The following is a 20,155-nucleotide window of genomic DNA, read 5'->3' as shown; positions in this document are numbered from 1 at the left end:
GAGGTACGGAGACACAGAGAAGGCAGGGGCGGATCGGCCTTTCTTTGCGTCTTTGCGGCTTGAGTGAGCGCAGGCGAACGGGCGTGAGGCCGGTTTTTGGGGCTGGTTCTCAAGTTTTTAACCCCATGTGTCCCGAGCAAGCGAAAGGAGCGGGCGGCATGGGGATTCAGGCGGCCTCGTCGAGAAACCCGACCCATTCGACGTTGAGGGTCGCCACCCCGAACTCCTCCTCCACCCGTCCCTTGAGCAGGTAGGGGCGCAGCCGGGAGAGCTTGCGGCAGAACCGCGCGTAGGTTCTGGGGAAGAAGGTGGCGTCGAAGATGGCCGTGGTGTCTTCGAAGGAGAGGAACTCCATGGGGCTCCCTTTGCGGGTCTGTACGACCTTCCCCGTCACCCACCACCCCGCGACGCTGACGTAGCGCCCGGTCCAGCGGGATAGTTCGGCCGCCGGCACGGTCCCGGCCCTCGCGAGGGGGCGCCGGTGGGGGACCAGGGGATGGCAGGAGACCAGCATGCCGAGGGTCTCGATCTCCTGGCGCAGCACCGCGGCCGCCTCGAAGGGGGGCGGGGCGGGCAGCTCCGCGGCGGGCCGGGCGAACAGTTCTTCGCTCTGTCCCCGGGGGGCGCGGTGAAAGCGCAGGATTTCCCAGCCCAGGCGGGGCCGGCTCTCCCGCCTCTCCAGGGCGTCGAAACACCCCGCCTTGACCAGGAGCCGGGCGTCGGCCGGACCGAGGGGCGCCCGCTGCAAAAAATCCCCGAAACTGCGATAGGGTCCTCCTCGGGCCCGTTCATTCAAAACCGTCTCCAGGCCCTGACGGGTCAGGCCCCCGATCTGCATCAGGCCGACCCGCACCTCGCGCCCTGCGCCCGTGTAGTGCCGGCCGCTGGCGTTGACGTCGGGGGGCAGCACCTTGAGCCCAAGGCGCCGGCACTCGGAGAGATAGGCCAGGGGCGAGTAGAAGCCTCCCTCGTTGGAGATCACCGCGGCCATGAACTCGGCCGGGTAGTTGGCCTTGAGCCAGGCGGACTTGACGCTGACCAGGGCGTAGGAGGCCGAGTGGGGCTTGCAGAAGGAGTAGCCGCCGAAAGAAAGGATCTGCTTCCAGGCCCGCTCCAGGACCTCCGGGGCGATCCCTTTCTCCCCGCCGCCGGCGAGGAAGCGCCGCCGCAGGTCCTCCAGTTTTTTCCCCTTGTGCTTCTTGCTGATGATCTTGCGCAGCTGGTCCCCCTCGAAGGGGGAGAACCCGGCCATGGCCATGGCCATCCGGGTGATCTGCTCCTGGTAGACCGCGATGCCGTAGGTCTCGTCGAGTACCTCCCCGAGCAGGGGGTGCAGCGGCTTCCAGGACCTGCCCCGCACCCGGGCGACGAACTCGCGGATATAGGTGTTGGCCGCCGGGCGGATGATGGAAGAGGCCATGACCAGATGTTCGAAGAGGTCGCGGCCGCCTGCCTCCGGGCCGCCCCACATCTTGCGCAGCAGCTGGCGGGTGGCGGGGGACTCGATGTAGAAGCAGCCCATGGTCTCGCCGCGCCGCACTAGCGCCCGGGTCGCCTCGTCGGCGAGGGGGTCCCAGGCGGCGTAGTCGATGTCGCGGCCGGTATTCTCCTTCACCGCCTCCAGGGCGTCTCGGATCACCGCCAGGGAGCGGTTGCCGAGGATGTCGATCTTGACAAGGCCGGCGGCCTCCGCCTGGTCCTTCTCCCACTGGATGACCGGAAGCCCCTTGGCGGAGACCTCCACCGGGACAAAACGGCGGATCTCGTCGGGGACGATCACCAGGCCGCCGCAGTGCAGGGAGAGGTGGCGCAGGTGCCCCTTCAGGCGGCCGGCGATGCGGAGAATCCGGCGCCACTCGGGGGGAAGCGGGTCGCCGGCGAACAGGGGATGTGCGCCCGTCGCCGCGACGGACTGTTCCGCCTCCCAGTAGGTCGAGATGCGCTTTGTCACCATCTTGATCTCGGCCTCCGGGATGCCGAACACCTTGGCCGTCTCGCGCAGGGCGGCCCGTCCCCTGAAGCCGATCTGGTTGGCCACCATGGCCGCCCGGCGGCTTCCGTAGCGGGCGAAGGCGAAATCGAGCACGCCGTCGCGCTCGTCCCAGGGGAAGTCGATGTCGATGTCCGGCGGGTCGATGCGCCCCTCGTTGAGGAAGCGCTCGAAGAAGAGGTTGTGCCGGATCGGGTCGACGTGGGTGATGCCGAGGCAGTAGGAGACCAGGGAGGCCGCGGCGCTGCCCCGCCCGCATGTGCGCGGCGACTGTCGGGCGATCTCCTCCACCACCAGGAAGTAGTGGGCGAAGCCCTTGGCGCCGATGATGGCCAGCTCCTTCTGAAGACGCGCTTCCACAACGGCGTCGATGGCCCCGTAGCGGCTGCGGGCCCCGGCCCGGGCCCGCAGCGCCAGTTCCTCGATCGCCTCTTCCTTCTCCATCCCCCGGAAGGCGGGGAAGATGGTGGCGTAGAAGTCCCAGTCGGTTTTGCACCCTGCGGCGATCCCGGCGGCGTTCTCCAGGGCCTCGGGGCAGTGGGGGAAGAGATCGGCCAGCTCCCGGGGAGAGAGGAGGCGGTCTCCCTCCCGGGCGCAGCTCTCGGGAGCGAGGCGGGAGAGCTTGGCGCTGGTGGCGATGGCCCGCAACACCCGGTGCAGCTCGAAGTCCTCCGCCTCGATCGAAACGGCGCGGCAGGTGGCGACGGGGGGCAGCCGCAGGCTGCGGGCGAGGGCCAGGGCGCGGCCCATGGCGTGCCCCGGCGAGAGCTCGACGTAGAGGTCGTCGCGGCCGCCGCGGCGCAGCGATTCGAGGACCTCGGGGTCGTCGCTGAGGACGGCCAGGCCGCGGCGCAGGGGGGGCAGCGCTTCGGGCAGGGAGAAGCCGGTGCGGCAGTGGCGCTCGGAGAGGAGGCGGCAGAGGTTGGCGTAGCCCTCTTCGTTCCGGGCCAGGAGGAGCGCCCGGTTCTTTCCGGCCGCCACCTCGGAGCCGATGATGGGGCGGATCCCTTCCTCGGCGGCCACCTCCAGAAAGTGGGGGATGCCGTACAGGCCGTTGCGGTCGGTCAGGGCCAGGTGGGTCATGCCGAGGGCGCGGGCCCGGCGGCACATCTCCCGCGGCGTGCGCACGCCCCAGCCGGGGGAGAAGGAGGAGTGGACGTGGAGGTGGGCGAACATCGCTTAGGCGCCGGAATCCAGAAGCCGGGAGCCGGGAGCCAAGCTCTTCCCCCGCCTCACCGCGTTCATGCCGTAGCGGCCGCGCAGCTCGTCGAGGGCCTGCTGCAGGGCCTTCTCCTGGGGGGAGGTGTCGTGGTCGCCGAACAGGTCCAGCTGGCGGCCTGCCGGGGCGAGGCGTCCGCAGGCCAGGCGCATCGACTTGACCCGCACCCGCCGCTCGCAGGCCCTGCGGAAGAGTTCCCCGGCCGCCGCCAGCAGGGCTGCATCGGTGCTCTCGGGGCGAGGCAGGGTCGCCGAGCGGCGCACCGCCACCCCGTCGGCGTAGTGCAGGGTGAAGCTCAGCTGCCCCGCGCCCAGGCCCCGCTCGCGCAGGCGAAAGCCGCACCTTTCGGCGAGGCGGCACACCTCGGCCATCAGCAGGGCGTCGTCGTTCTCCTCCCGGGGCAGGAGGGCCTCCTCAGCCACCATCGGGATTCGCCGGGGGGGCAGGACGGGGGAGGGGTCGATCCCCCGGGCCCGCCGCTGCATGAGCAGGTCGAGGGGGCCGAAGACGAGGTGCAGTTGGGCCAGGGAGAGGCGGGCCAGCTCTTCCACCCGGCGCAGGTTGAGTTCCTCCAGCAGGAGCCGGGTGCGGGCTTCCCCCATCCCCGGCAGGACCGAGACGGGCAGGGGGCCGATGAAGTTCCCCTCGCTGCCCCGCAGCACGTCGCAGACCCCGGGCTTGTCAAGATAGTCCGAAGCGATGCGCGAAGTCAGCTTGTTCGCGGCCACCCCGACGTTCCCGGCCAGGCGCAGGCGGTCGCGAATCTCCCGCTCCAGCCGAGCCGCCGCATCCCGGCCCGGGCCGAGCAGGCGGCCGGTGCCGGTCAGGTCGAGATAGAGCCGGCCGGTTCGCCCCGGTTCCCACAGGGGGGTGTAAGCCGATGTCAGCTCCACCAGGGCCTTCATCGCCCGCCCGGCCAGGGCCGGGTCGGGGGGGAGGAGCTTGAGGGCGGGGCAGAAGCGTCGGGCCCGGTAGACGGGCATCCCTTCGCGCACCCCGTCCGCCCGGGCCTCCGTGGAGACCGCCTGGACCAGGGCCCGCTCCGAATGGGCCGGGGCCACCGCCCCCGGATGCTGACGCAGTGCCGGTTCGGTCACCCGGGCCACGGCCACGGGAAAGGCTGGAATCGAAAGGTGGAGGATGGAGCGCATAGGGTGTAAGACCGTGACGCGTGACAGGTGACGCGTGACAAGGGTAGTGGGGAGGCGCGTCACGCGTTACGCGTCACGGCTCTTACTCGCAGTGCCGGATCACCCCGACAACAACCCCCTCGATGCGGAAGTCGCTGCCGGGCTCGACGGTGATGGGGGCCATGGCGGGGTTGGCGGGGTGCAGTTCGACGCTTTCGCTTCGGCGATGCAGCCGTTTGACCGTGGCCTCGCCGTCGATCAGGGCGACGACCGTCTGGCCGCTGTCGGCGCTCGCCTGCTTTCGCACCACCACGTAGTCGCCGTCAAGGATTCCGTCGCCGACCATGGAATCGCCTTTCACCCGCAGGACGAAGTTCTCCCCGCGGCCCGCCATGGAGGGGGGGACCTCCAGGATGTCCGGCGTTTCCACGGCCTCGATCGGCTTGCCGGCGGCCACGGTCCCCGCCAGCGGCAGTTCCACGCCGCGGGGAGCTTGGCGCACCGGGCGCAGGCCCCGGCGGGCGTTCCAGTCTCGCTGCAAGGCGCCTTCCCGTTCCAGGCGTACCAGGTAGTTCTGTACCGTGCCGAGGGAGCGGAAGCCGAAAGCTCGGGCGATCTCCTGCTGCGAGGGAGGGTAGCCCTGCTGTTCGATGTGTCCGGTGATGAAATCGAGGATGCGCTTCTGTTTGGGGGTCAGGGGGCTCATTTGCGGTCTCGCAGGGTCAGGGTGCATGGTATGGAAGGAGCATATGCGTAAGTTTTGCGTAAGTCAAGGGCAAACAAAACCCCGCCCGGAGGGGGCGGGGTCGGAAGAGGACTAAAGGTGCTTGCCGAGGACCTTGGCGATGGCAACGAGGGTGGTCAGGTCGTTTTTCACGAAGTCCTTGACCCCCTCGTTGGCTTTTGCCGCTTTGCGCGAGACCTGGATGACCCCTTTGACCTGGCCCTCTCCGGAGATGGGGACGCTGATGATTTTCTGGATCGGCAGGGGTTTCTCCACGCGGCCCTCTTCCAGGCGGACCCGTTCGAAGATGGAGGTGTGGGGCGCCGAGGAGAAGCGGTTGTTGAGAAAGGCCTTGTTGTCGCGGACGGTGCGGGAGGCCAGGGAGTCGTGGGAGGACAGGGGGATGAAGCCGAGTTTTTTCAGCTTGAGAGGCCAGCGGAAGTGGAGAATGGTGCGGCCGGCGTCCAGGGAAAAGATGGCCACCTCTTCGGTGCTGACGCCGTAGGCCCGGGAAACGGCCTGGACGGCCGTTTCGATCCGCTGTTCGGCGTCGGCCAGGGGGGCAAGCTGCTCTTCGAGCTGATGGCAGAATTCCTCGACCTTCATGAAACCTCCTGTACGGCGCTATGAGAGGGTATCGATGTATTCTAATAATGGATAACTATTACCACAGGGCGGTTTTTCCGTCAAAGTTTTTGCGTCCGCCGCGGCCGGTTTATCTCCGCACCAGCAGGCGCATGATCTCCGCCGGGGAGACGTCGCTCTGCCAGCGGCCGGCGGCCCGTCCGTAGAGATCTATGCCGACGAAGAGAAGGATCAGCAGCAGGGCGAAGACCGCCGAGGGGAGGGCGATCCGGCCGGCCAGCTTCATCTCCACGGCGCCCGGCGAGGGGCAGCCGTGGACGCAGCGGTAGCAGGCGTAGCATTCGGGGGAGCGGACCGTCTTCTTCTGCATCACCGGCAGCCAGGCCGGGCAGCGGGCGGAGCAGAGACCGCAGCGGCTGCAGCGGGCCGCATCGCGGCCGACCTTGCCCAGCGACAACAGGGAGACCAGCCCCAGCAGGGCTCCGTAGGGGCAGAGGTAGCGGCACCAGGCCATCTGCACGAAGAGGCAGGCCAGAGCCATGACGGCGAGCACCGCCAGGGTGACCGCCGAGGGGTCCTGGAAGAACTGCAGCAGGCGGATGTCGGAGATCTTGTGGTAGGGGGCTGAAAGAAAGGCGCGCAGTCCCGGCAGGGGCATGAGCCACAGGATCTGCCAGGCGAAGAAGCCGAGGATCAGGTACTTGAGGCCCCGCAGGGGCAGGTCGAGCCAGAAGGGGGGGGCGAAGCTGCGGCCTAACAGGCGCTGTCCCAGCCGCCACAGCCCCTCGGAGAGGGGGAAGACCGGGCAGACCCAGGAGCAGAACCCCCGCTTGAGCAGCAGGGCGGTGAGCAGGGCCGCCAGGAGGATGAGAGCCGCCGCGGGGTGGACCGGGTGCAGCTCTCCGGTCTGAACCCAGTTGCGCAGCCCCATCAGGCCGCTGATGGGGAGGAAGCCGTCCACCGCCGGGGGCCGCTCGAAGCCGGGCAGGGTCCCCTCCTGCAGGAGCGCCACCCAGCGGCCGAAGCGCAGGGCGCACCAGGCGAAGAGGGCGAGAAATCCCGCCTGGACCAGGTAACGGGGGAGCATGGGAGGCAGGCGGCGTTTCATCTCTTTCTCCGTCGGTGGTTCAGGGGACGCGTTCATGGGCAAAGGGTAGCCGCGGGGGGGGCTGTTTGTCAATGGGGGGCGGCGGTGGAACAACGGGATTGACAGAGAGGCTTTCAGCCGTTAACGTTTCTTCGCCGAGCACCCTGACCAAGGAGGCCTGAACGATGAGCAAAGACGCAATGGACTGGGATCTTTCGTCCCTCTACGATGGTCCCGAAGACCCCCGCTGGGAAGCCTACCTCGCCGCTGCCGGGGAGTTGGCCGAGGCCTTCCGGGGCGAATTCCGGGGGCGGATCGCCAGCGAGGATCTGACCCCGCAGCACCTGGCGACGGCCCTGGGGCGGTTCGAGGCCCTGCAGCGGCGGGGTCTGAAGCCCTTGCTCTACGCTCAGCTCCTCTTCTCCGGCGACAGCACCCCGGACCGGCACCGGGCCCTGCTCGCCCGGGCCCGGGAGGCCTGGAGCGAGGCCACCGAGACGGTCCTTTTCTTCGAGCTGGAGATCCTGCGCATCGAGGGGGAGCGCTTCGCCGCCCTGCTCGCCGACCCCGCCGTGGCCCCCTACGCACACTACCTGGACAACGCCCGCGCCCACGCTCCCTACACCCTCTCCGAGGAGGTGGAGCAGGCCCTGCAGCGCAAGGACCTGACCGGAAAGCAGGCCTTCGTCCAGCTCTTCGAGGAGCTGTCCTCCTCCCTCCGCTACCTCTTCACCCTCCCCGGCGAGGAGGAGCCCCGGGAGGTGACCGGGGAGGAGCTGCTGGCGCTGCTGCACCATCCGGACGGCGGGACCCGCGAGACGGCCTTCGCGACCTTTCTGGAGAAGCACGCCGAAAACGCCCTCGTGCTTTCCTCCTGCTTCAACAACATCTTCCTCGACCACGGCAAGGAGGTCGACCTGCGCGGCTACCCCGACCTCATGACCCCCACCCACCTGGCGAGCGAGACCGAGCCGGAGATGGTGGAGCGGATGATGGAGACCGCCGAGGCGAACTACGGTCTGGCCCGGGAGTATTTCGGCCTGAAGCGGCGCCTGCTCGGCCTGGAGACTTTCAAGAACACCGATATCTATGCCCCGGTCGAAGAAGAGGGACGCACTTTCACCTACGCCGAGGCCCGGGACCTGGTCCTCGAGGCATTCGGCGGCTTCGCCCCGGAAATGGCGCTGGCGGCCGAGGGCTTCTTCGCCGAGCGGCGCATCGACGTACCGCCCCGGCCGGGCAAGACCGGGGGCGCCTTCTGCATGCCGATGATGCCGGGCCTCGCCCCCTACGTCCTGCTCAACTTCACCGGCACCCCCCGCGACGTCTCCACTCTCGCCCACGAGCTGGGTCACGGCATCCACAACACCCTGGCCCAGGGGCAGAACTTCTTCCATTACTACCCCTCCCTGCCCATGGCCGAGACGGCGAGCGTCTTCGGGGAGATGCTCCTGACACGGCACCTGCTGCAGCGGGAGGAGGACCGGGGGGTGAAGATCGCCCTGCTCTGCGCCAAGCTCGAGGACATCATCGCCACCACCTTTCGCCAGAACGTGCTCACCCGATTCGAGCTGGCCGCCCACAAAAAGCGCGCCGGGGGGCTCCTTTCGGCTGACGACTTCTGTCGGTTGTGGCAGGAGGAGAACGCCCGGCTCTTCGGCGACGCCGTGGAGATGATCCCCTCCTATCGCTGGGGCTGGAGCTATATCGGGCACTTCATCCACTCCCGCTTCTACTGCTACTCCTACGTCTTCGGGGAGCTGCTGGTGCTCGCCCTCTACCAGAAGTACCTGGAGGAGGGCGCCTCCTTCGTGCCCAAGTACCTCGACCTGTTGCGTCTCGGCGGCAGCCGTCCGCCGCAGGAGGGGCTGCGGCCCCTGGGCATCGACCTGACCGACCCCGGCTTCTGGCAGAAGGGCTTCGACTTTACCCGGAGCCTGTTGGAAGAACTGAAGGCCCTGGCATCCGGACCCGCCTGAAAGGCCTACCCATTTTTCAGGTTTTGCGCTAGACTGAGGCCGCTCCCCGGTTGCCGGGGAGCGGCCTTTCCCATTCCATCCTGGAGGAACTAAACCATGACCCGAGGAACCACCCGAACCCGGATCGCCCTGACGACCCTGCTGTGTCTTTTCCTGGCCGCCTGCGGGGGGGGAGACGGCGACAAGGTCGATATCTCCGATGCCTACACCGGCAACACGAGCGGCGTCGTCCTGACCGCCGAGAACTTCGAACAGGTGGTCCTCGACGCCTACCTGGGTGGGGACTCCCAGGTCGAGATCGCCGTCATCCCCCTGAGCGCCGACCGGCAGGGCGGGGAGCCTCTCCCCCTCTCGCTGGCCGGGGTGCTGGAGGAGGCCATGAGGGAGATGAATCTGGGCGGGCCCGAGTCCCTCGACCTTCTCCCCGGGGATGCCACCATCTACGGCGACTGCGGCGACGGCTATGCCGACTGGGAGGCCGACATCAACCCCCTCAACTGGAAGGTCGAGGGGACGATCGACTTTTACGACTATTGCTCCGAGGGGGTGACCATCTCAGGCCCCGCCGACTTCTGGGGGGACATCGACCCCCTGAGCAGGGAAATGGACCTGACCATGGCCTTCCCGGCCCTCTCGGTGGAGGCCGACGGCGAGGAGGTGACGGTCCAGGGGAACGTCGGCATGGACTTCGAGGTGGAGCTCGACGGCCGCACCGAGGGGAAGATCAAGATGGACCTCGTCCTCGAGGACGAGAGCACCGGCAAGACCTACTGGCTCAGCGACTACAAGGTCGAGGAGAAGGAGCGCGCCACCTTCTACGAGGTGCGGATGGGCGGTCGCTACTACGACCACGATGCGGGCTACATCGACTTCGAGACCCTCGACCCTCTGGAGATCTTCTTCGAAGACGACCAGCCCTCCGAGGGCCAGGTCAAGTTTTCCGGCGGCGAGGGCACCTGGGCCCTGCTGGACTTCGAGAGCGACGGGCATTACCGCATCGAGATGTCCGACGGCACCGTCGAGACCGGAACCCTCTGAGCCGGGCGAAACTTTAAAACTCTGCACAAGAAAAAGGGCGGCCGTCGGGCCGCCCTTTTTCTTTGGATGGGGTGTGGATGCCGCCTGAGGATCTTCCTGGTCGCGCAACCTGAAGCCGGGTTCCGGGCCGCCTTCTGCCGGTTGATCCGGTTTTCTTCGTCCGGCAGGATTCGCAGGGACTGATCCGCCGGGCTTCCGGCAGGGCCGGGCCCCGGGCCGGGGACTTTCAACCCACCTGGAATCTGGTATGTTTTAATGGCTCTGGGCAAATGGCGGCCACATTCTCCCGGCGCCGGCCTGGTGGTCAAATGGGCGGCGGCCGCCAAGGGCGTTCGCGAAGCCGCTGCGGTCGGGACGGCGCGGCTCGGACGGTTCGTCTTGCAATCATTTTGATCGAAGGGGACGAGGGACGATGAACGAGCTACAGCAGTTGCTGACTCCGGAGAAGGTGGATGCGGTGCTTTTCGACATGGACGGGGTTCTGACCGGGACGGCAAAGATTCATGCCGCCTGCTGGAAGAAAATGTTCGACGAATTCCTGTTGCGGCGAGCCACCGAGGGCAATGAAAGCTTTCAGCCCTTCGACATCGATCTCGATTACAAGGAGTTCGTGGACGGCAAGCTCCGCTACGACGGGGTTCGCAGTTTTCTTGCCTCCCGCGGCATCGAACTGCCCGAGGGGGAACCGGAGTCGGCGCCGGGCGGTGAAACCGTCTGTGGTCTCGGCAACCTCAAGGATGAAATGGTTCAGGAAGCGATCGAGGCCGAGGGGGTGGAGGTATTCGAAGGTTCAGTGGCCCTGGTGCGTAAAATCCGGGCTGTGGGAATCAAGACGGCCGTCGTCTCGGCGAGCAAGAACTGTCAGGCTGTTTTGAAATCGGCGGGCATCGAGGATCTGTTTGACCGGCGGGTCGACGGGGTGGTGGCCGCCGGCCTCAACCTGCCGGGAAAGCCGGCCCCGGACACCTTTCTGGAGGCCGCCGAGCAGCTCGGCGTCCCGCCATCGCGGGCCGTGGTGGTGGAGGACGCCATCAGCGGGGTGCAGGCCGGCCGCAGTGGAGGCTTCGGGCTGGTGATCGGAGTCGCCCGGCACGGCAACGCCGATTCTCTGAGGGAAAACGGCGCCGATGTCGTGGTCAGCGATCTGAGTGAAATGCTGTAGGGCCTTCCTGGCTCGTTGCTATGACGGAGAGGCCCCGAAGGGGCGAAGGGAATGAACTCAGAGACAGGACTGTCATGATTCGACATGAAACCCTGAATCCGCCGAAACAGATCTATCCGGTCAACGAGTGGAAAATCATCGAAACGGCCTTTTATCCCCGTTTTCTGGCTCAGACTGAAACGATTTTCTCCATTGGCAACGGCTATCTCGGCATGCGCGGCAGTTTCGAGGAGGGCCGGCCGGTCTCCCATTCCGGCACCTTCATCAACGGGTTCCACGAAACCTGGCCCATCGTCTACGGCGAGGAGGCTTTCGGTTTTGCCAAGACCGGGCAGACCATGCTGAACGTCACCGACTGCAAGGTGATCCGCCTGTTCGTGGACGACGAGCCCTTTTTCCTGCCATCGGCCACCCTGATGCTTTTCGAGCGGATCCTCGACATGCGCGCGGGGACCCTGGACCGGAAACTGTTGTGGGAAACGGCCTCGGGCAAACAGGTGCTGATCGAATCGCGGCGCCTGGTCTCCTTCGAGCACCGGCACCTGGCGGCCATTTCCTATCAGGTCACGGTCCTCAATGCCGAAGCGCCGGTGGTGATTTCCTCCGAGGTGCTCGGCGATCAGCCCAACCAGGCCGGCCGGGACGACCCGCGCCAGGCCCGCGGGTTCAAGGAAAAGGTGCTCGTGCCGGAGCAGCATTATGTCGAGAACAACCGCATCATGCTGGCGTACCGGGTCAAGAACAGTGGGATGACCCTGGCCTGCGGGGTGGAGCATGTCATCGACACCGAGTGCCCTTTTGAATGTTTCAGCGAATGCGCCGGGGAGTCGGGGCACATGGCCCTCTCGGTCGAAGCCAAGCCGGGCAAGCCGATCCAGCTGATCAAGTACATGAGCTATCATTCCTCGCGCAGCGCCCCGCCGGAAGAGCTCTGCGCCCGGGCCGAGCGCACCTTGAATCGGGCCGTCAGGGGAGGCATCGACGAGGTGCTGGAGGGTCAGGTCCGGTTTCTGGACGATTTCTGGCGGCGCAGCGACGTCCGGATCGAAGGGGATCCTACCGCCACCAAGCGACCGCCGGCGGAAATGCAGCAGGCCCTGCGCTGGAACCTCTTCCAGATCCTGCAGGCCAGCGGCCGGGCCGAGGGGGTGGGCATCCCCGCCAAGGGGCTGACCGGGCAGACCTATGAGGGGCACTATTTCTGGGACACGGAAATCTATGTCCTTCCCTTTCTCATCTACACCGAACCGAGGATCGCCAGGAATCTGCTCAAATTCCGCTACAGCATGCTCGACAGGGCCAGGGAGCGGGCCCGCGCCGTGAACCTGAAGGGAGCCCTCTTTCCCTGGCGGACCGTCAACGGGGAGGAGGCCTCCGCCTACTACGCCGCCGGAACCGCCCAGTTCCACATCAACGCCGACATCATCTACGCCCTGAAGAAGTATGTCGACGTCACCGGCGACCAGGCCCTCCTGTACAACGAGGGGGCCGAGATGCTGGTCGAAACCGCCCGCGTGTGGGAGGACCTCGGGTTTTATTCAAGCCGCAAGGGCGGCAGGTTCTGCATCCACGGAGTGACCGGCCCGGACGAGTACACCACGGTGGTCGACAACAACACCTTCACCAATCTCATGGCTCGGGAAAATCTGTGGTTCGCTGCCGAGACGGTGACCACTTTGCGCCAGAACTATCCCCAGTACTACGAGTTGCTGGTCCACAAGACCGGTCTTGACCCGGCCGAAGTCGAGGCCTGGAAGACGGCGGCGGACAGCATGTACGTCCCCTTCGACAAGGAGAGCGGTATTCACCCCCAGGATGACAGCTTCCTCAACCACGAGGTCTGGGACCTGGCGAACACGCCCCGGGACAGGTTCCCCCTGCTCCTTAATTATCACCCCCTCGTCATCTACCGCCACCAGGTGATCAAGCAGGCCGACGTGGTTCTGGCCCTCTTCCTGCTGGGCCACGAGTTCTCAGCCGAGCAGAAAAAGCGCACCTTCGAATACTACGACCCCCTGACGACCGGCGACTCCTCCCTTTCGGCCTGCATCCAGAGCATCGTCGCGGCGGAGGTCGGCGACATGAAGAAGGCCCTCGCCTACGGTCGCTACGCGGTGCTCATGGATCTGGCCGATATCGGCGGCAATGTCAGCAACGGCTGTCACATCGCCTCCATGGGGGGAACCTGGATGGTCATGGTCTATGGCCTGGCGGGACTGCGCGACTACAATGGCGCCATTTCCTTCAACCCGCGGCTGCCCCCGGAGATGAAGCGACTCCTCTTCCCCTTGAAAATCAGGGGACAGGACCTGGAGGTGGACATCGTCCAGGGGGAAGCGACCTATCTGCTGCGGGAGGGGACTGGGCTGGTCATCAGCCACCGGGGGGAGGAGATTTCCCTGGTCAAGGGCGAACCGGTCACCAGGGCGCTCAGCGCCGGTGACGAAGGGCCGGAAAACTAGAATTTCCTGCAAATTATGCCTGTTGGGAACGGGTCGAAGGAGAGACGATGGAGCTGCCCAGTCCGAGTGATGTCCAGGTGCCGACGCTGGGGGCCTGCACGGTGCCTTCACCGCTGCCAATGGCGGAAGACGGTTTCATCGATGAAGGCGACCGGGTGCTCCTTTTTTCCAGCACCCGGCCGTTGCAGCCCTTTCTCCAGTCGGGCCGGGAGCCGCCGGCTTTCGAAATGGCCGGCCCCCGGCGGAAGATTTTTTTCGACCCGAAAAAGTTGACCTGCGGCATCGTGACCTGCGGCGGCCTTTGCCCGGGGCTCAACGATGTCATCCGTTCGATCGTGCTGACGCTTCGGCACGGCTACGGGGTGCAGCGGATCCTCGGTTTCCGCTACGGCTACCTCGGTCTGACCGGAAAGAGCAGCGACCCGCCGCTCGAACTGACCCTGGAACTGATTAGCACCATCCACGAGCGGGGCGGCACCCTGCTCGGCTCCTCCCGGGGGCCCCAGGACATCTCCGAGATGGTCGATACCCTGGTCCGGCAGAACGTGGGAATCCTCTTCACCATCGGCGGCGACGGCACCCTGCGGGGGGCATCGGCAATCTGTCAGGAGATCACCCGTCGCCAGCTGTCCATCGCCGTCATCGGCGTGCCCAAGACCATCGACAACGATCTCGACTGGACCATGCGCAGCTTCGGGTTCACCACCGCCGTTTCCGAGGCCCGGGAGTCCATCTATGCCGCCCACACCGAAGCAGTCGGCGCATACAACGGCATCGGGCTGGTCAAGCTCATGGGGCGGCATTCGGGGTTTATCTCCGCCCATGCCTCCCTGGCCAGCGGCGATGTCAATTTCTGCCTGGTGCCAGAAGTCCCTTTCTCCCTCCATGGCGAAAAAGGTTTTTTGGCGGCCCTGGAGCGGCGGCTCGGGCAAAGGCGCCATGCGGTGGTTGTGGTGGCCGAAGGGGCGGGGCAGGACATCCTGCAGGACCCCGCCCACCAGGAACAGGATGCCTCCGGGAACCTGCGCCTCAAGGACGTCGGGGTCTTTCTGCGCGACCAGATCGGGCTCCATTTCCGGGAACGCGGCATCGAGACGACCGTCAAGTACATCGATCCCAGCTACACCATTCGCAGCCTCCCGGCGGGCGCCCTCGATTCGGAGTTCTGCCTGATGCTCGGGCAGCACGCGGCCCATGCGGGAATGGCGGGCAAGACCGACCTGGTGGTCGGGCTTTGGAATCAGAACTTTACCTATATCCCCATCTCCCTGAGCGTGGCCCGCACTAAAAAAATTGATCCGCGCAGCGACCTCTGGCAGCGGGTGCTGGAGACGACCGGGCAACCGGCATCTATGCCGGGCTGAAAGGCCGGTCGCTTTCGTCGTCGGAAGGCTGATCCCAGCAAGAAGCTTCAGCGGGGACTTGGGGGTCGGGGCGGGAAATAGAGCGCTCTACGCGGTGTATCGTTTCGGCCGCATCGTTCCGCAAGGTTATGTTCCGATAATTGAGCCTCCGCGTTGACATGCCTGGAGATCGACTATAATGGGACTTTAGGCAGGACAAAATCTTTGTGGAGGATGTCCATGAAACGAGCCATCCTGATGCTCTTGACCGGAGGCCTGATGCTGAGCGTCCCGGTGCAGGCCGACGACGTCACCGACCAGATCGACGAGGCCCTGAGCGCCTACGAAAGGAAAGACCTCTCCACCACCCTGACCGCCCTCGATACGGCGTCGGCCCTGGTGCGCCAGGCCAAGGCCGAGCAGCTCTCGGATTTGCTCCCCGCCCCCCTTTCGGGATGGAACGCCGAGGAGGCCGAGTCGGGCTTTGCCGGCTCGGCGGTGATGGGAGGCGGAATCAACGCCGAGCGCCGCTACTTCAAGGACGATGCGGAAATCACCATCTCGGTCGCCTCCAATTCGCCGATGATCCAGGCCATGGCCATGGTCTTCTCCAACCCGATGTTCGGCGGCGCCGGGCAAAAGATCAAGATCATCGACGGGCGCAAGGTCATCGCCGAGGAGCAGTCGCTGCAGACTGTGCTCGGGGGGGCGGTCCTCGTGTCGGTCCAGGGGCACGAGGCCTCGCAGCAGGATTTGAAGGCCTATTTCAAGGCCATCGATTTTGAAGGGATCGAAAAGGCGGCCGGATTGCGGAATTGAGAGCCCAGGGTGCAATAAAGTATCATTCATTGCATTCCCGGTGCTGTTATTTGCAGAAGGGGAGGGCGTACCGGAGGGCTTGAAAGATCGAAGAAAGGGTCATTTCTATCGTTATAAGTAACCTTGCTTTTACGAAGGAGAAGAGCCCATGATGATTCGAGTCGAGTACACCGATGGACAGCAGCAGCTTGTTCGCCCCCACTTGCTGAAAAAACTCCTCGCCTCCAGGACGATTGCCTGGTTCGAGCGCTCAGGCCAATGGGCCAGGGTGGACGAAGATGCCTTGAGAAACCCGGGAGGCAATGCTGATTATTCAGGTCCTGAGAGGCGTTCTGCGTATTGAGGCGGAAAGCGGCCTCGGGGGTCGGCGCCGCAGGCGTCGACCCCCGAAGAGCAAAGAGCGATCAGTTCACCCTTTATCTCCCCCATCCCTGAGATCAATCAAAGCCCTGACTTTTCCTGCAACCTTTTCCGCAGTGAATCCGAAATGTTCCATCAGTTCCCCTCCCGGGGCGCTGGCGCCGAAGCCGGTCATGGCGACGACGATCCCTTCGTGCCCCGCGTAGCGCTCCCAGCCGAGGGGGGCCGCCGCTTCGATCGCGACCCTGGCCCGGCAGGCGGGAGGCAGAACGGCCTCCCGGTAGGTCCGCTCCTGCTGCTCGAACAGCTCCCAGCAGGGCAGGGAGACGACCCGGATCCCAAGCCCTTTCTTCTCCAGCAGCGCCCGTGTCTCCAGGGCCAGGTGCACCTCAGAGCCGGTGGCGATAAGGATCGCGTCCAGACTCCCTTCCTCCCCGGCCAGCACGTAGCCGCCGCGGCGAAGGCCGTCGGCGGGGGCGCAGAGTTCCCGATCGAGGATCGGCAGTGACTGCCGGGAAAGGACCAGGGCCGTGGGACCGGTGCGCCTCTCGACCGCGAGGCGCCAGGCTTCGGCCGTTTCGTTGGCGTCGCAGGGGCGGATGACGCTCAGGTTCGGGATCGCTCGCAGGGCCGCCAGGTGCTCTACCGGCTGGTGAGTGGGGCCGTCTTCGCCCAGGCCGATCGAGTCGTGGGTGAAGACGTAGATCGGGCCCAGGCCCATCATCGCCGCGAGGCGAATCGGCGGCCGCATGTAGTCGGAGAAGACCAGGAAGGTGCCTCCGAAAGGGATCAGGCCGACGTGGCAGAGGCCGTTGAGGATCGCCCCCATGGCGTGCTCGCGCACCCCGAAGTGAAGATTTCGGCCGGCCCGCTCCGCGCAAAAGGACGCTTCGCCCTTCAGGGCCGTGTTGTTGGAGGGGCCGAGGTCGGCCGAACCTCCGAGCAGCAGGGGCAGGCGCGAGGCCAGCGCGTTCAGCACCACCCCGCTCGCCACCCGGGTTGCGAGCGGGCCGTCTTCGGGGGAAAAGCGGGGCAGGGCCCGGTCCCAGCCGTCGGGAAAGCCTCCTCCCTGCATCTGCAGCCAGGGGGTCAGGGGCGAACCGGGTGTCTCCCTGAGGCGGTCAAAGCGCCTTTGCCACTCGGCTTCGCGGCGCGCTCCCCGTTCGGTGGATTCGGCCAGGTGGGCCCGGACCGCTTCGGGGACGACGAAAGAGCCTTCGGGGTCTCGCCCGTAGGCTCGCTTGGTCAGGGCCAGTTCCTCGGCGCCGAGGGGGGCGCCGTGAGCTGCGGCGGTGTCCTGCTTGCGGGGGGCGCCCTGGGCGATGTGAGTGCGGGCGACGATCAGCGAGGGGCGCCCGTCGGCCTTGGCCCGGACCAGGGCGGCGTCGATCTCGGCCAGGTTCTCCCCCTCCACCCGCTGCACCTGCCATCCGTAGGCGAGGAAGCGGGTCGCCACCTCCTCGCTGAAGGACAGCTCCGTGCTCCACTCGATGGTGATGCGGTTGTCCAGGTAGAGGGCGGTCAGGTTGCCGAGGCCGAGGTGCCCCGCCAGGGAGGCCGCCTCGGCGGCCACGCCCTCCATCAGGTCGCCGTCGGAGCAGAGAGCGAAGATCCGGGTTCCGAAGAGCTCCCCGTCGATTTTTTCGGAGAGGAAGCGTTCCCCCATAGCCATTCCGACGGCCGCGGCGAGGCCCTGGCCGAGGGGGCCGGTGGTCGTCTCGATGCCGGGGATGTGCCCGAATTCCGGGTGGCCGGCGCAGGGGCTGCCGAGTTGGCGGAACCTCTTCAACTCATCCATGGGCAGGTCGTAGCCGGTCAGGTGCAGGGTGCTGTAGAGCAGGGCCGAGGCGTGGCCGCAGGACAGAACGAAGCGGTCGCGGCCCGGCCACCCGGGGTTGCGGGGGTTGTGGCGCAGGTGGCGGGCGTAGAGCAGGTAGGCGATGGGCGCCGCCTCCATGGGGGCGCCGGGGTGGCCGGAGGCGGCCTTTTCCACGGCGTCGGCGGCCAGAAGGCGGATGGTGTCGACGGCCTCGCGGGCGAGGGGGTGGGGGATCTCCGGCAGGGTCATGGCAGGGCCTCCTTGCAGGGGGAAGGGACGTTGATATTGAATCAGGTCGCCGGGCAATTTTCAAGGGCTTCGGCGGGACAGGGTAGCGATTTTGGTTAGAATGGAAGCAAACCCTATCGAGGAGGAGCTCATGCTGTACTTTGCCTATGGCGTCAACATGGACGAGGAGACCCTGGCCGCTCGGGGAGTGACCTTTACCAAGATGTGCAGGGGGAAGGTGCGCGACATGCGCCTGGTCTTTTTCAAGCCCGGCGACGATGGAACGGGCAAGGCCGATCTGCAGGACCACCGGGGGAATGCCGTCGAGGGGGTGGTCTACGATGTTCCCGAGGAGAGCCTGGCCCGCCTCGACGTCTACGAGGGGGTGGACCGGGGGCACTACCGTCGCCAGGCGGTGGTGGTGCAGAGTTCAAAGGGGGAACTCGACTGCGTCGCCTACCGGGCCACCAAGTTCCGCACCGGCCTCAAGCCGAGCCCCGACTACCTGGGGCCGATCGTACGGGGCGCAGAGGCCCATCGGCTCTCCGGCGATTACATCACCTTTTTGAAATCCCACGACACCATGGACGCTTCAAGGTAGGGCCAGAAAAAGCTACAGGGCCGGACCGGGGGAAGGCGCCCCGTAAATCCGGCCCCAAAGCTTTGCTAGCATCGGAACAGAAGAAGGAAGGTTTTTATCGCCGGCCCGCCTGCCACAACAGGCCCTTGATGGTTCCTACTATATCGGGGGGAGGCGGGCCCTGCCACGTGGGAACCCGTAAAAAGGCGAAACCGGAGCGACAGTGCCCGACTGTGCTTTCGCACAGGGGCGCCGTCAGCCCCCGAAGCGGCAATGGGCCATGAGGGTGGCCAGTTGTTCCCGGCGCGACCCGGTCCACTGCGCCAGCAGCCGCTCGGCCAGGGTCACTCCGCTCTCGGCGATTTCCTCGATGCCCTCGAGGTAGATGCTTTCATCCGCTCCTCCGGCGTCTCTTTTCCGCTCCGCTCGCAGCCCCCTTCGGGCGATGTCCAGGGCTTCCAGGGCCACCTCCCGCAGGGTCCTTTTCCCCATGGGCGTCTTCAGGCCGAGGCGCCAGGACTGCCGCCAGAGCCGGTCCCGTTCGGCGGCGTCCTGGTTCCGGAACAGAGCCCAGATCTCCTGTCGGGACTCCTCGCCGTACAGCAGGCCCTTCACCAGCGCCGCCATCGCCATCGTCTGCTCCGGCAAAAGGCTGTCGGCGGAGCGAATCTCGATCTGCGGGCGAAGCCGCGCCTCGGGGAAGAGGGTGGAGAGGTGCAGGTCCCAGTCGGCGAGGAGGGGGCGGTGCCCCGCGAAGCCCTCGGCCATGAAGCGGCGGAAGGTGAAGCGCTCCTTCGTCATGTCGAGAAACGTCCCCCTGCGCGCGATAAAATACATCGGCACGTCGAGGGCCCAGTCCACGTAGGCGGCAAAGCCGGCCCCCTCCTCGAACAGGGGGGGGATGAGACCGGTTCGGTCGGGGTCGGTGCGCGACCAGATCTCGCCCCGGGTAGAGAGAAAGCCGCTCGGGCGCCCTTCGAGGATCGGCGAGTTGGCGAACAGGGCGTAAAGCAGGGGGGCAAGGGACAGGGACAGGCGCAGCTTGGCGATGCAGTCGGCTTCGTCCGAAAAGTCGAGGTTGACTTGGAGGCTGGCGGTCTGCTTCATCATGCGCAGCCCCATTTCGCCGGTGCGCTTCATGTAGGGGGCCATCACCCCGTAGCGCTCCTTGGGGACCAGGTCGATGCCCGTCAGGGGGGAAAAGGGCTGGACCCCCAGGCCGAGAAAGGCGAGCCCCTCGGTTTTTGCGGTGGCCAGGACCTGGTCGATGTGGCGGGCGAAGTCCACCTGGCAGCAGTGGATGTCGGGGCAGAGCCGGCCGGAAAGCTCCATCTGGCCGCCCGGCTCCAGGGTGATGGAGCTGGTCTTCCCGACCAGGGCGATGAGGCGCCCCTCCTCCCGGATGCCCTGCCATCGACCGGACTGCTCCAGGCTGCCCAGAAAGCGCTCGATCTGCTCGAAGGAGGCCGCCTCGCCGGTGCGCTCATCGACCACCAGTTTTTCGAGTTCGGCGCCGATGCCCCAGCGCTCCCGGGGCTTTGCAGCGTGTGCCAGGTAGTCGACGAGATCTTGGGGCGAGGCGACCGGTCGGTCCAGGTTGGGCTTGACGAGAGTGGTCATGCGGTAAGGG

The 20,155-nt window shown here is 66.2% G+C and carries 15 protein-coding genes; 8 read left to right on the top strand and 7 right to left on the bottom strand.

What is annotated here, in order from left to right; all coding sequences use genetic code 11:
- Window positions 1-166 precede the first annotated feature (166 nt).
- The 5 genes from C0617_RS11945 to C0617_RS11925 all read right to left on the bottom strand — a co-directional run bounded on the left by C0617_RS11945 (window position 167) and on the right by C0617_RS11925 (window position 6,756).
- Complete coding sequence (locus C0617_RS11945; RefSeq protein WP_291317260.1) at window positions 167-3,166, bottom strand: DNA polymerase III subunit alpha; 3,000 nt, start codon at window positions 3,164-3,166, stop codon at window positions 167-169.
- Between the two features lie 3 nt (window positions 3,167-3,169).
- The gene (locus C0617_RS11940) at window positions 3,170-4,360 is read right to left on the bottom strand and encodes a DNA polymerase IV (protein WP_291317259.1); all 1,191 of its coding nucleotides are present in this window, start codon (window positions 4,358-4,360) and stop codon (window positions 3,170-3,172) included.
- 82 nt (window positions 4,361-4,442) lie between these two features.
- Entirely contained in the window at window positions 4,443-5,045 is a 603-nt protein-coding gene (gene lexA, locus C0617_RS11935; RefSeq protein WP_291317258.1) for a transcriptional repressor LexA, read from the bottom strand.
- A gap of 111 nt (window positions 5,046-5,156) precedes the next feature.
- The gene (locus C0617_RS11930) at window positions 5,157-5,669 is read right to left on the bottom strand and encodes a GAF domain-containing protein (RefSeq protein WP_291317257.1); all 513 of its coding nucleotides are present in this window, start codon (window positions 5,667-5,669) and stop codon (window positions 5,157-5,159) included.
- A 109-nt stretch (window positions 5,670-5,778) separates the two neighbouring features.
- On the bottom strand, window positions 5,779-6,756 hold the full coding sequence (locus C0617_RS11925; RefSeq protein WP_291317256.1) for a 4Fe-4S binding protein: 978 nt from the start codon (window positions 6,754-6,756) through the stop codon (window positions 5,779-5,781).
- Between the two features lie 164 nt (window positions 6,757-6,920).
- Between C0617_RS11925 and C0617_RS11920 the strand changes: the two genes are divergently transcribed.
- From C0617_RS11920 to C0617_RS11890, 7 genes are all read left to right on the top strand, one after another.
- The gene (locus tag C0617_RS11920; RefSeq protein ID WP_291317255.1) at window positions 6,921-8,714 is read left to right on the top strand and encodes a M3 family oligoendopeptidase; all 1,794 of its coding nucleotides are present in this window, start codon (window positions 6,921-6,923) and stop codon (window positions 8,712-8,714) included.
- A 96-nt stretch (window positions 8,715-8,810) separates the two neighbouring features.
- Window positions 8,811-9,752 carry a hypothetical protein gene (locus tag C0617_RS11915; RefSeq protein WP_291317254.1) on the top strand — a complete coding sequence of 314 codons (942 nt, stop codon included), beginning with the start codon at window positions 8,811-8,813 and terminating at the stop codon, window positions 9,750-9,752.
- 412 nt (window positions 9,753-10,164) lie between these two features.
- The gene (locus C0617_RS11910; protein WP_291317253.1) at window positions 10,165-10,914 is read left to right on the top strand and encodes a beta-phosphoglucomutase family hydrolase; all 750 of its coding nucleotides are present in this window, start codon (window positions 10,165-10,167) and stop codon (window positions 10,912-10,914) included.
- A gap of 74 nt (window positions 10,915-10,988) precedes the next feature.
- A complete protein-coding gene (locus C0617_RS11905) occupies window positions 10,989-13,376 on the top strand; it encodes a glycosyl hydrolase family 65 protein (RefSeq protein ID WP_291317252.1) in 2,388 nt (795 codons plus the stop codon).
- Between the two features lie 47 nt (window positions 13,377-13,423).
- A complete protein-coding gene (locus C0617_RS11900; protein WP_291317251.1) occupies window positions 13,424-14,740 on the top strand; it encodes an ATP-dependent 6-phosphofructokinase in 1,317 nt (438 codons plus the stop codon).
- A 219-nt stretch (window positions 14,741-14,959) separates the two neighbouring features.
- Window positions 14,960-15,538, top strand: coding sequence for a hypothetical protein (locus C0617_RS11895; RefSeq protein ID WP_291317250.1), 579 nt, complete (start codon window positions 14,960-14,962; stop codon window positions 15,536-15,538).
- Window positions 15,539-15,686: 148 nt separating this feature from the next.
- Entirely contained in the window at window positions 15,687-15,881 is a 195-nt protein-coding gene (locus C0617_RS11890; protein ID WP_291317249.1) for a GSU3473 family protein, read from the top strand.
- A gap of 66 nt (window positions 15,882-15,947) precedes the next feature.
- Here C0617_RS11890 and tkt read toward each other — a convergent pair whose 3' ends face one another.
- Window positions 15,948-17,966 (bottom strand): transketolase, encoded by a 2,019-nt coding sequence (gene tkt, locus C0617_RS11885; RefSeq protein WP_291317248.1) that lies wholly within the window; start codon window positions 17,964-17,966, stop codon window positions 15,948-15,950.
- A gap of 130 nt (window positions 17,967-18,096) precedes the next feature.
- On the opposite strand from tkt, the gene C0617_RS11880 reads away from it, so the two are divergent.
- Window positions 18,097-18,546, top strand: coding sequence for a gamma-glutamylcyclotransferase (locus tag C0617_RS11880; RefSeq protein WP_291317247.1), 450 nt, complete (start codon window positions 18,097-18,099; stop codon window positions 18,544-18,546).
- Between the two features lie 234 nt (window positions 18,547-18,780).
- Here C0617_RS11880 and C0617_RS11875 read toward each other — a convergent pair whose 3' ends face one another.
- Window positions 18,781-20,145 carry a glutamate-cysteine ligase family protein gene (locus C0617_RS11875; RefSeq protein ID WP_291317246.1) on the bottom strand — a complete coding sequence of 455 codons (1,365 nt, stop codon included), beginning with the start codon at window positions 20,143-20,145 and terminating at the stop codon, window positions 18,781-18,783.
- Between the last annotated feature and the right edge of the window lie 10 nt (window positions 20,146-20,155).

The organism is Desulfuromonas sp., from assembly GCF_002868845.1.
GTDB lineage: Bacteria > Desulfobacterota > Desulfuromonadia > Desulfuromonadales > BM501 > BM501.
The sequence above is the reverse complement of the archived record's forward strand: the minus strand, read 5'-3'. Positions and strand labels throughout refer to the sequence as shown.

Excerpts from the sequence above, each read along its gene's own strand:
- C0617_RS11945 (WP_291317260.1), bottom strand. The coding sequence starts at position 3,166 with ATGTTCGCCCACCTCCACGTCCACTCCTCCTTCTCCCCCGGCTGGGGC.
- C0617_RS11940 (WP_291317259.1), bottom strand. The coding sequence starts at position 4,360 with ATGCGCTCCATCCTCCACCTTTCGATTCCAGCCTTTCCCGTGGCCGTG.
- lexA (WP_291317258.1), bottom strand. The coding sequence starts at position 5,045 with ATGAGCCCCCTGACCCCCAAACAGAAGCGCATCCTCGATTTCATCACC.
- C0617_RS11930 (WP_291317257.1), bottom strand. The coding sequence starts at position 5,669 with ATGAAGGTCGAGGAATTCTGCCATCAGCTCGAAGAGCAGCTTGCCCCC.
- C0617_RS11925 (WP_291317256.1), bottom strand. The coding sequence starts at position 6,756 with ATGAAACGCCGCCTGCCTCCCATGCTCCCCCGTTACCTGGTCCAGGCG.
- C0617_RS11920 (WP_291317255.1), top strand. The coding sequence starts at position 6,921 with ATGAGCAAAGACGCAATGGACTGGGATCTTTCGTCCCTCTACGATGGT.
- C0617_RS11915 (WP_291317254.1), top strand. The coding sequence starts at position 8,811 with ATGACCCGAGGAACCACCCGAACCCGGATCGCCCTGACGACCCTGCTG.
- C0617_RS11910 (WP_291317253.1), top strand. The coding sequence starts at position 10,165 with ATGAACGAGCTACAGCAGTTGCTGACTCCGGAGAAGGTGGATGCGGTG.
- C0617_RS11905 (WP_291317252.1), top strand. The coding sequence starts at position 10,989 with ATGATTCGACATGAAACCCTGAATCCGCCGAAACAGATCTATCCGGTC.
- C0617_RS11900 (WP_291317251.1), top strand. The coding sequence starts at position 13,424 with ATGGAGCTGCCCAGTCCGAGTGATGTCCAGGTGCCGACGCTGGGGGCC.
- C0617_RS11895 (WP_291317250.1), top strand. The coding sequence starts at position 14,960 with ATGAAACGAGCCATCCTGATGCTCTTGACCGGAGGCCTGATGCTGAGC.
- C0617_RS11890 (WP_291317249.1), top strand. The coding sequence starts at position 15,687 with ATGATGATTCGAGTCGAGTACACCGATGGACAGCAGCAGCTTGTTCGC.
- tkt (WP_291317248.1), bottom strand. The coding sequence starts at position 17,966 with ATGACCCTGCCGGAGATCCCCCACCCCCTCGCCCGCGAGGCCGTCGAC.
- C0617_RS11880 (WP_291317247.1), top strand. The coding sequence starts at position 18,097 with ATGCTGTACTTTGCCTATGGCGTCAACATGGACGAGGAGACCCTGGCC.
- C0617_RS11875 (WP_291317246.1), bottom strand. The coding sequence starts at position 20,145 with ATGACCACTCTCGTCAAGCCCAACCTGGACCGACCGGTCGCCTCGCCC.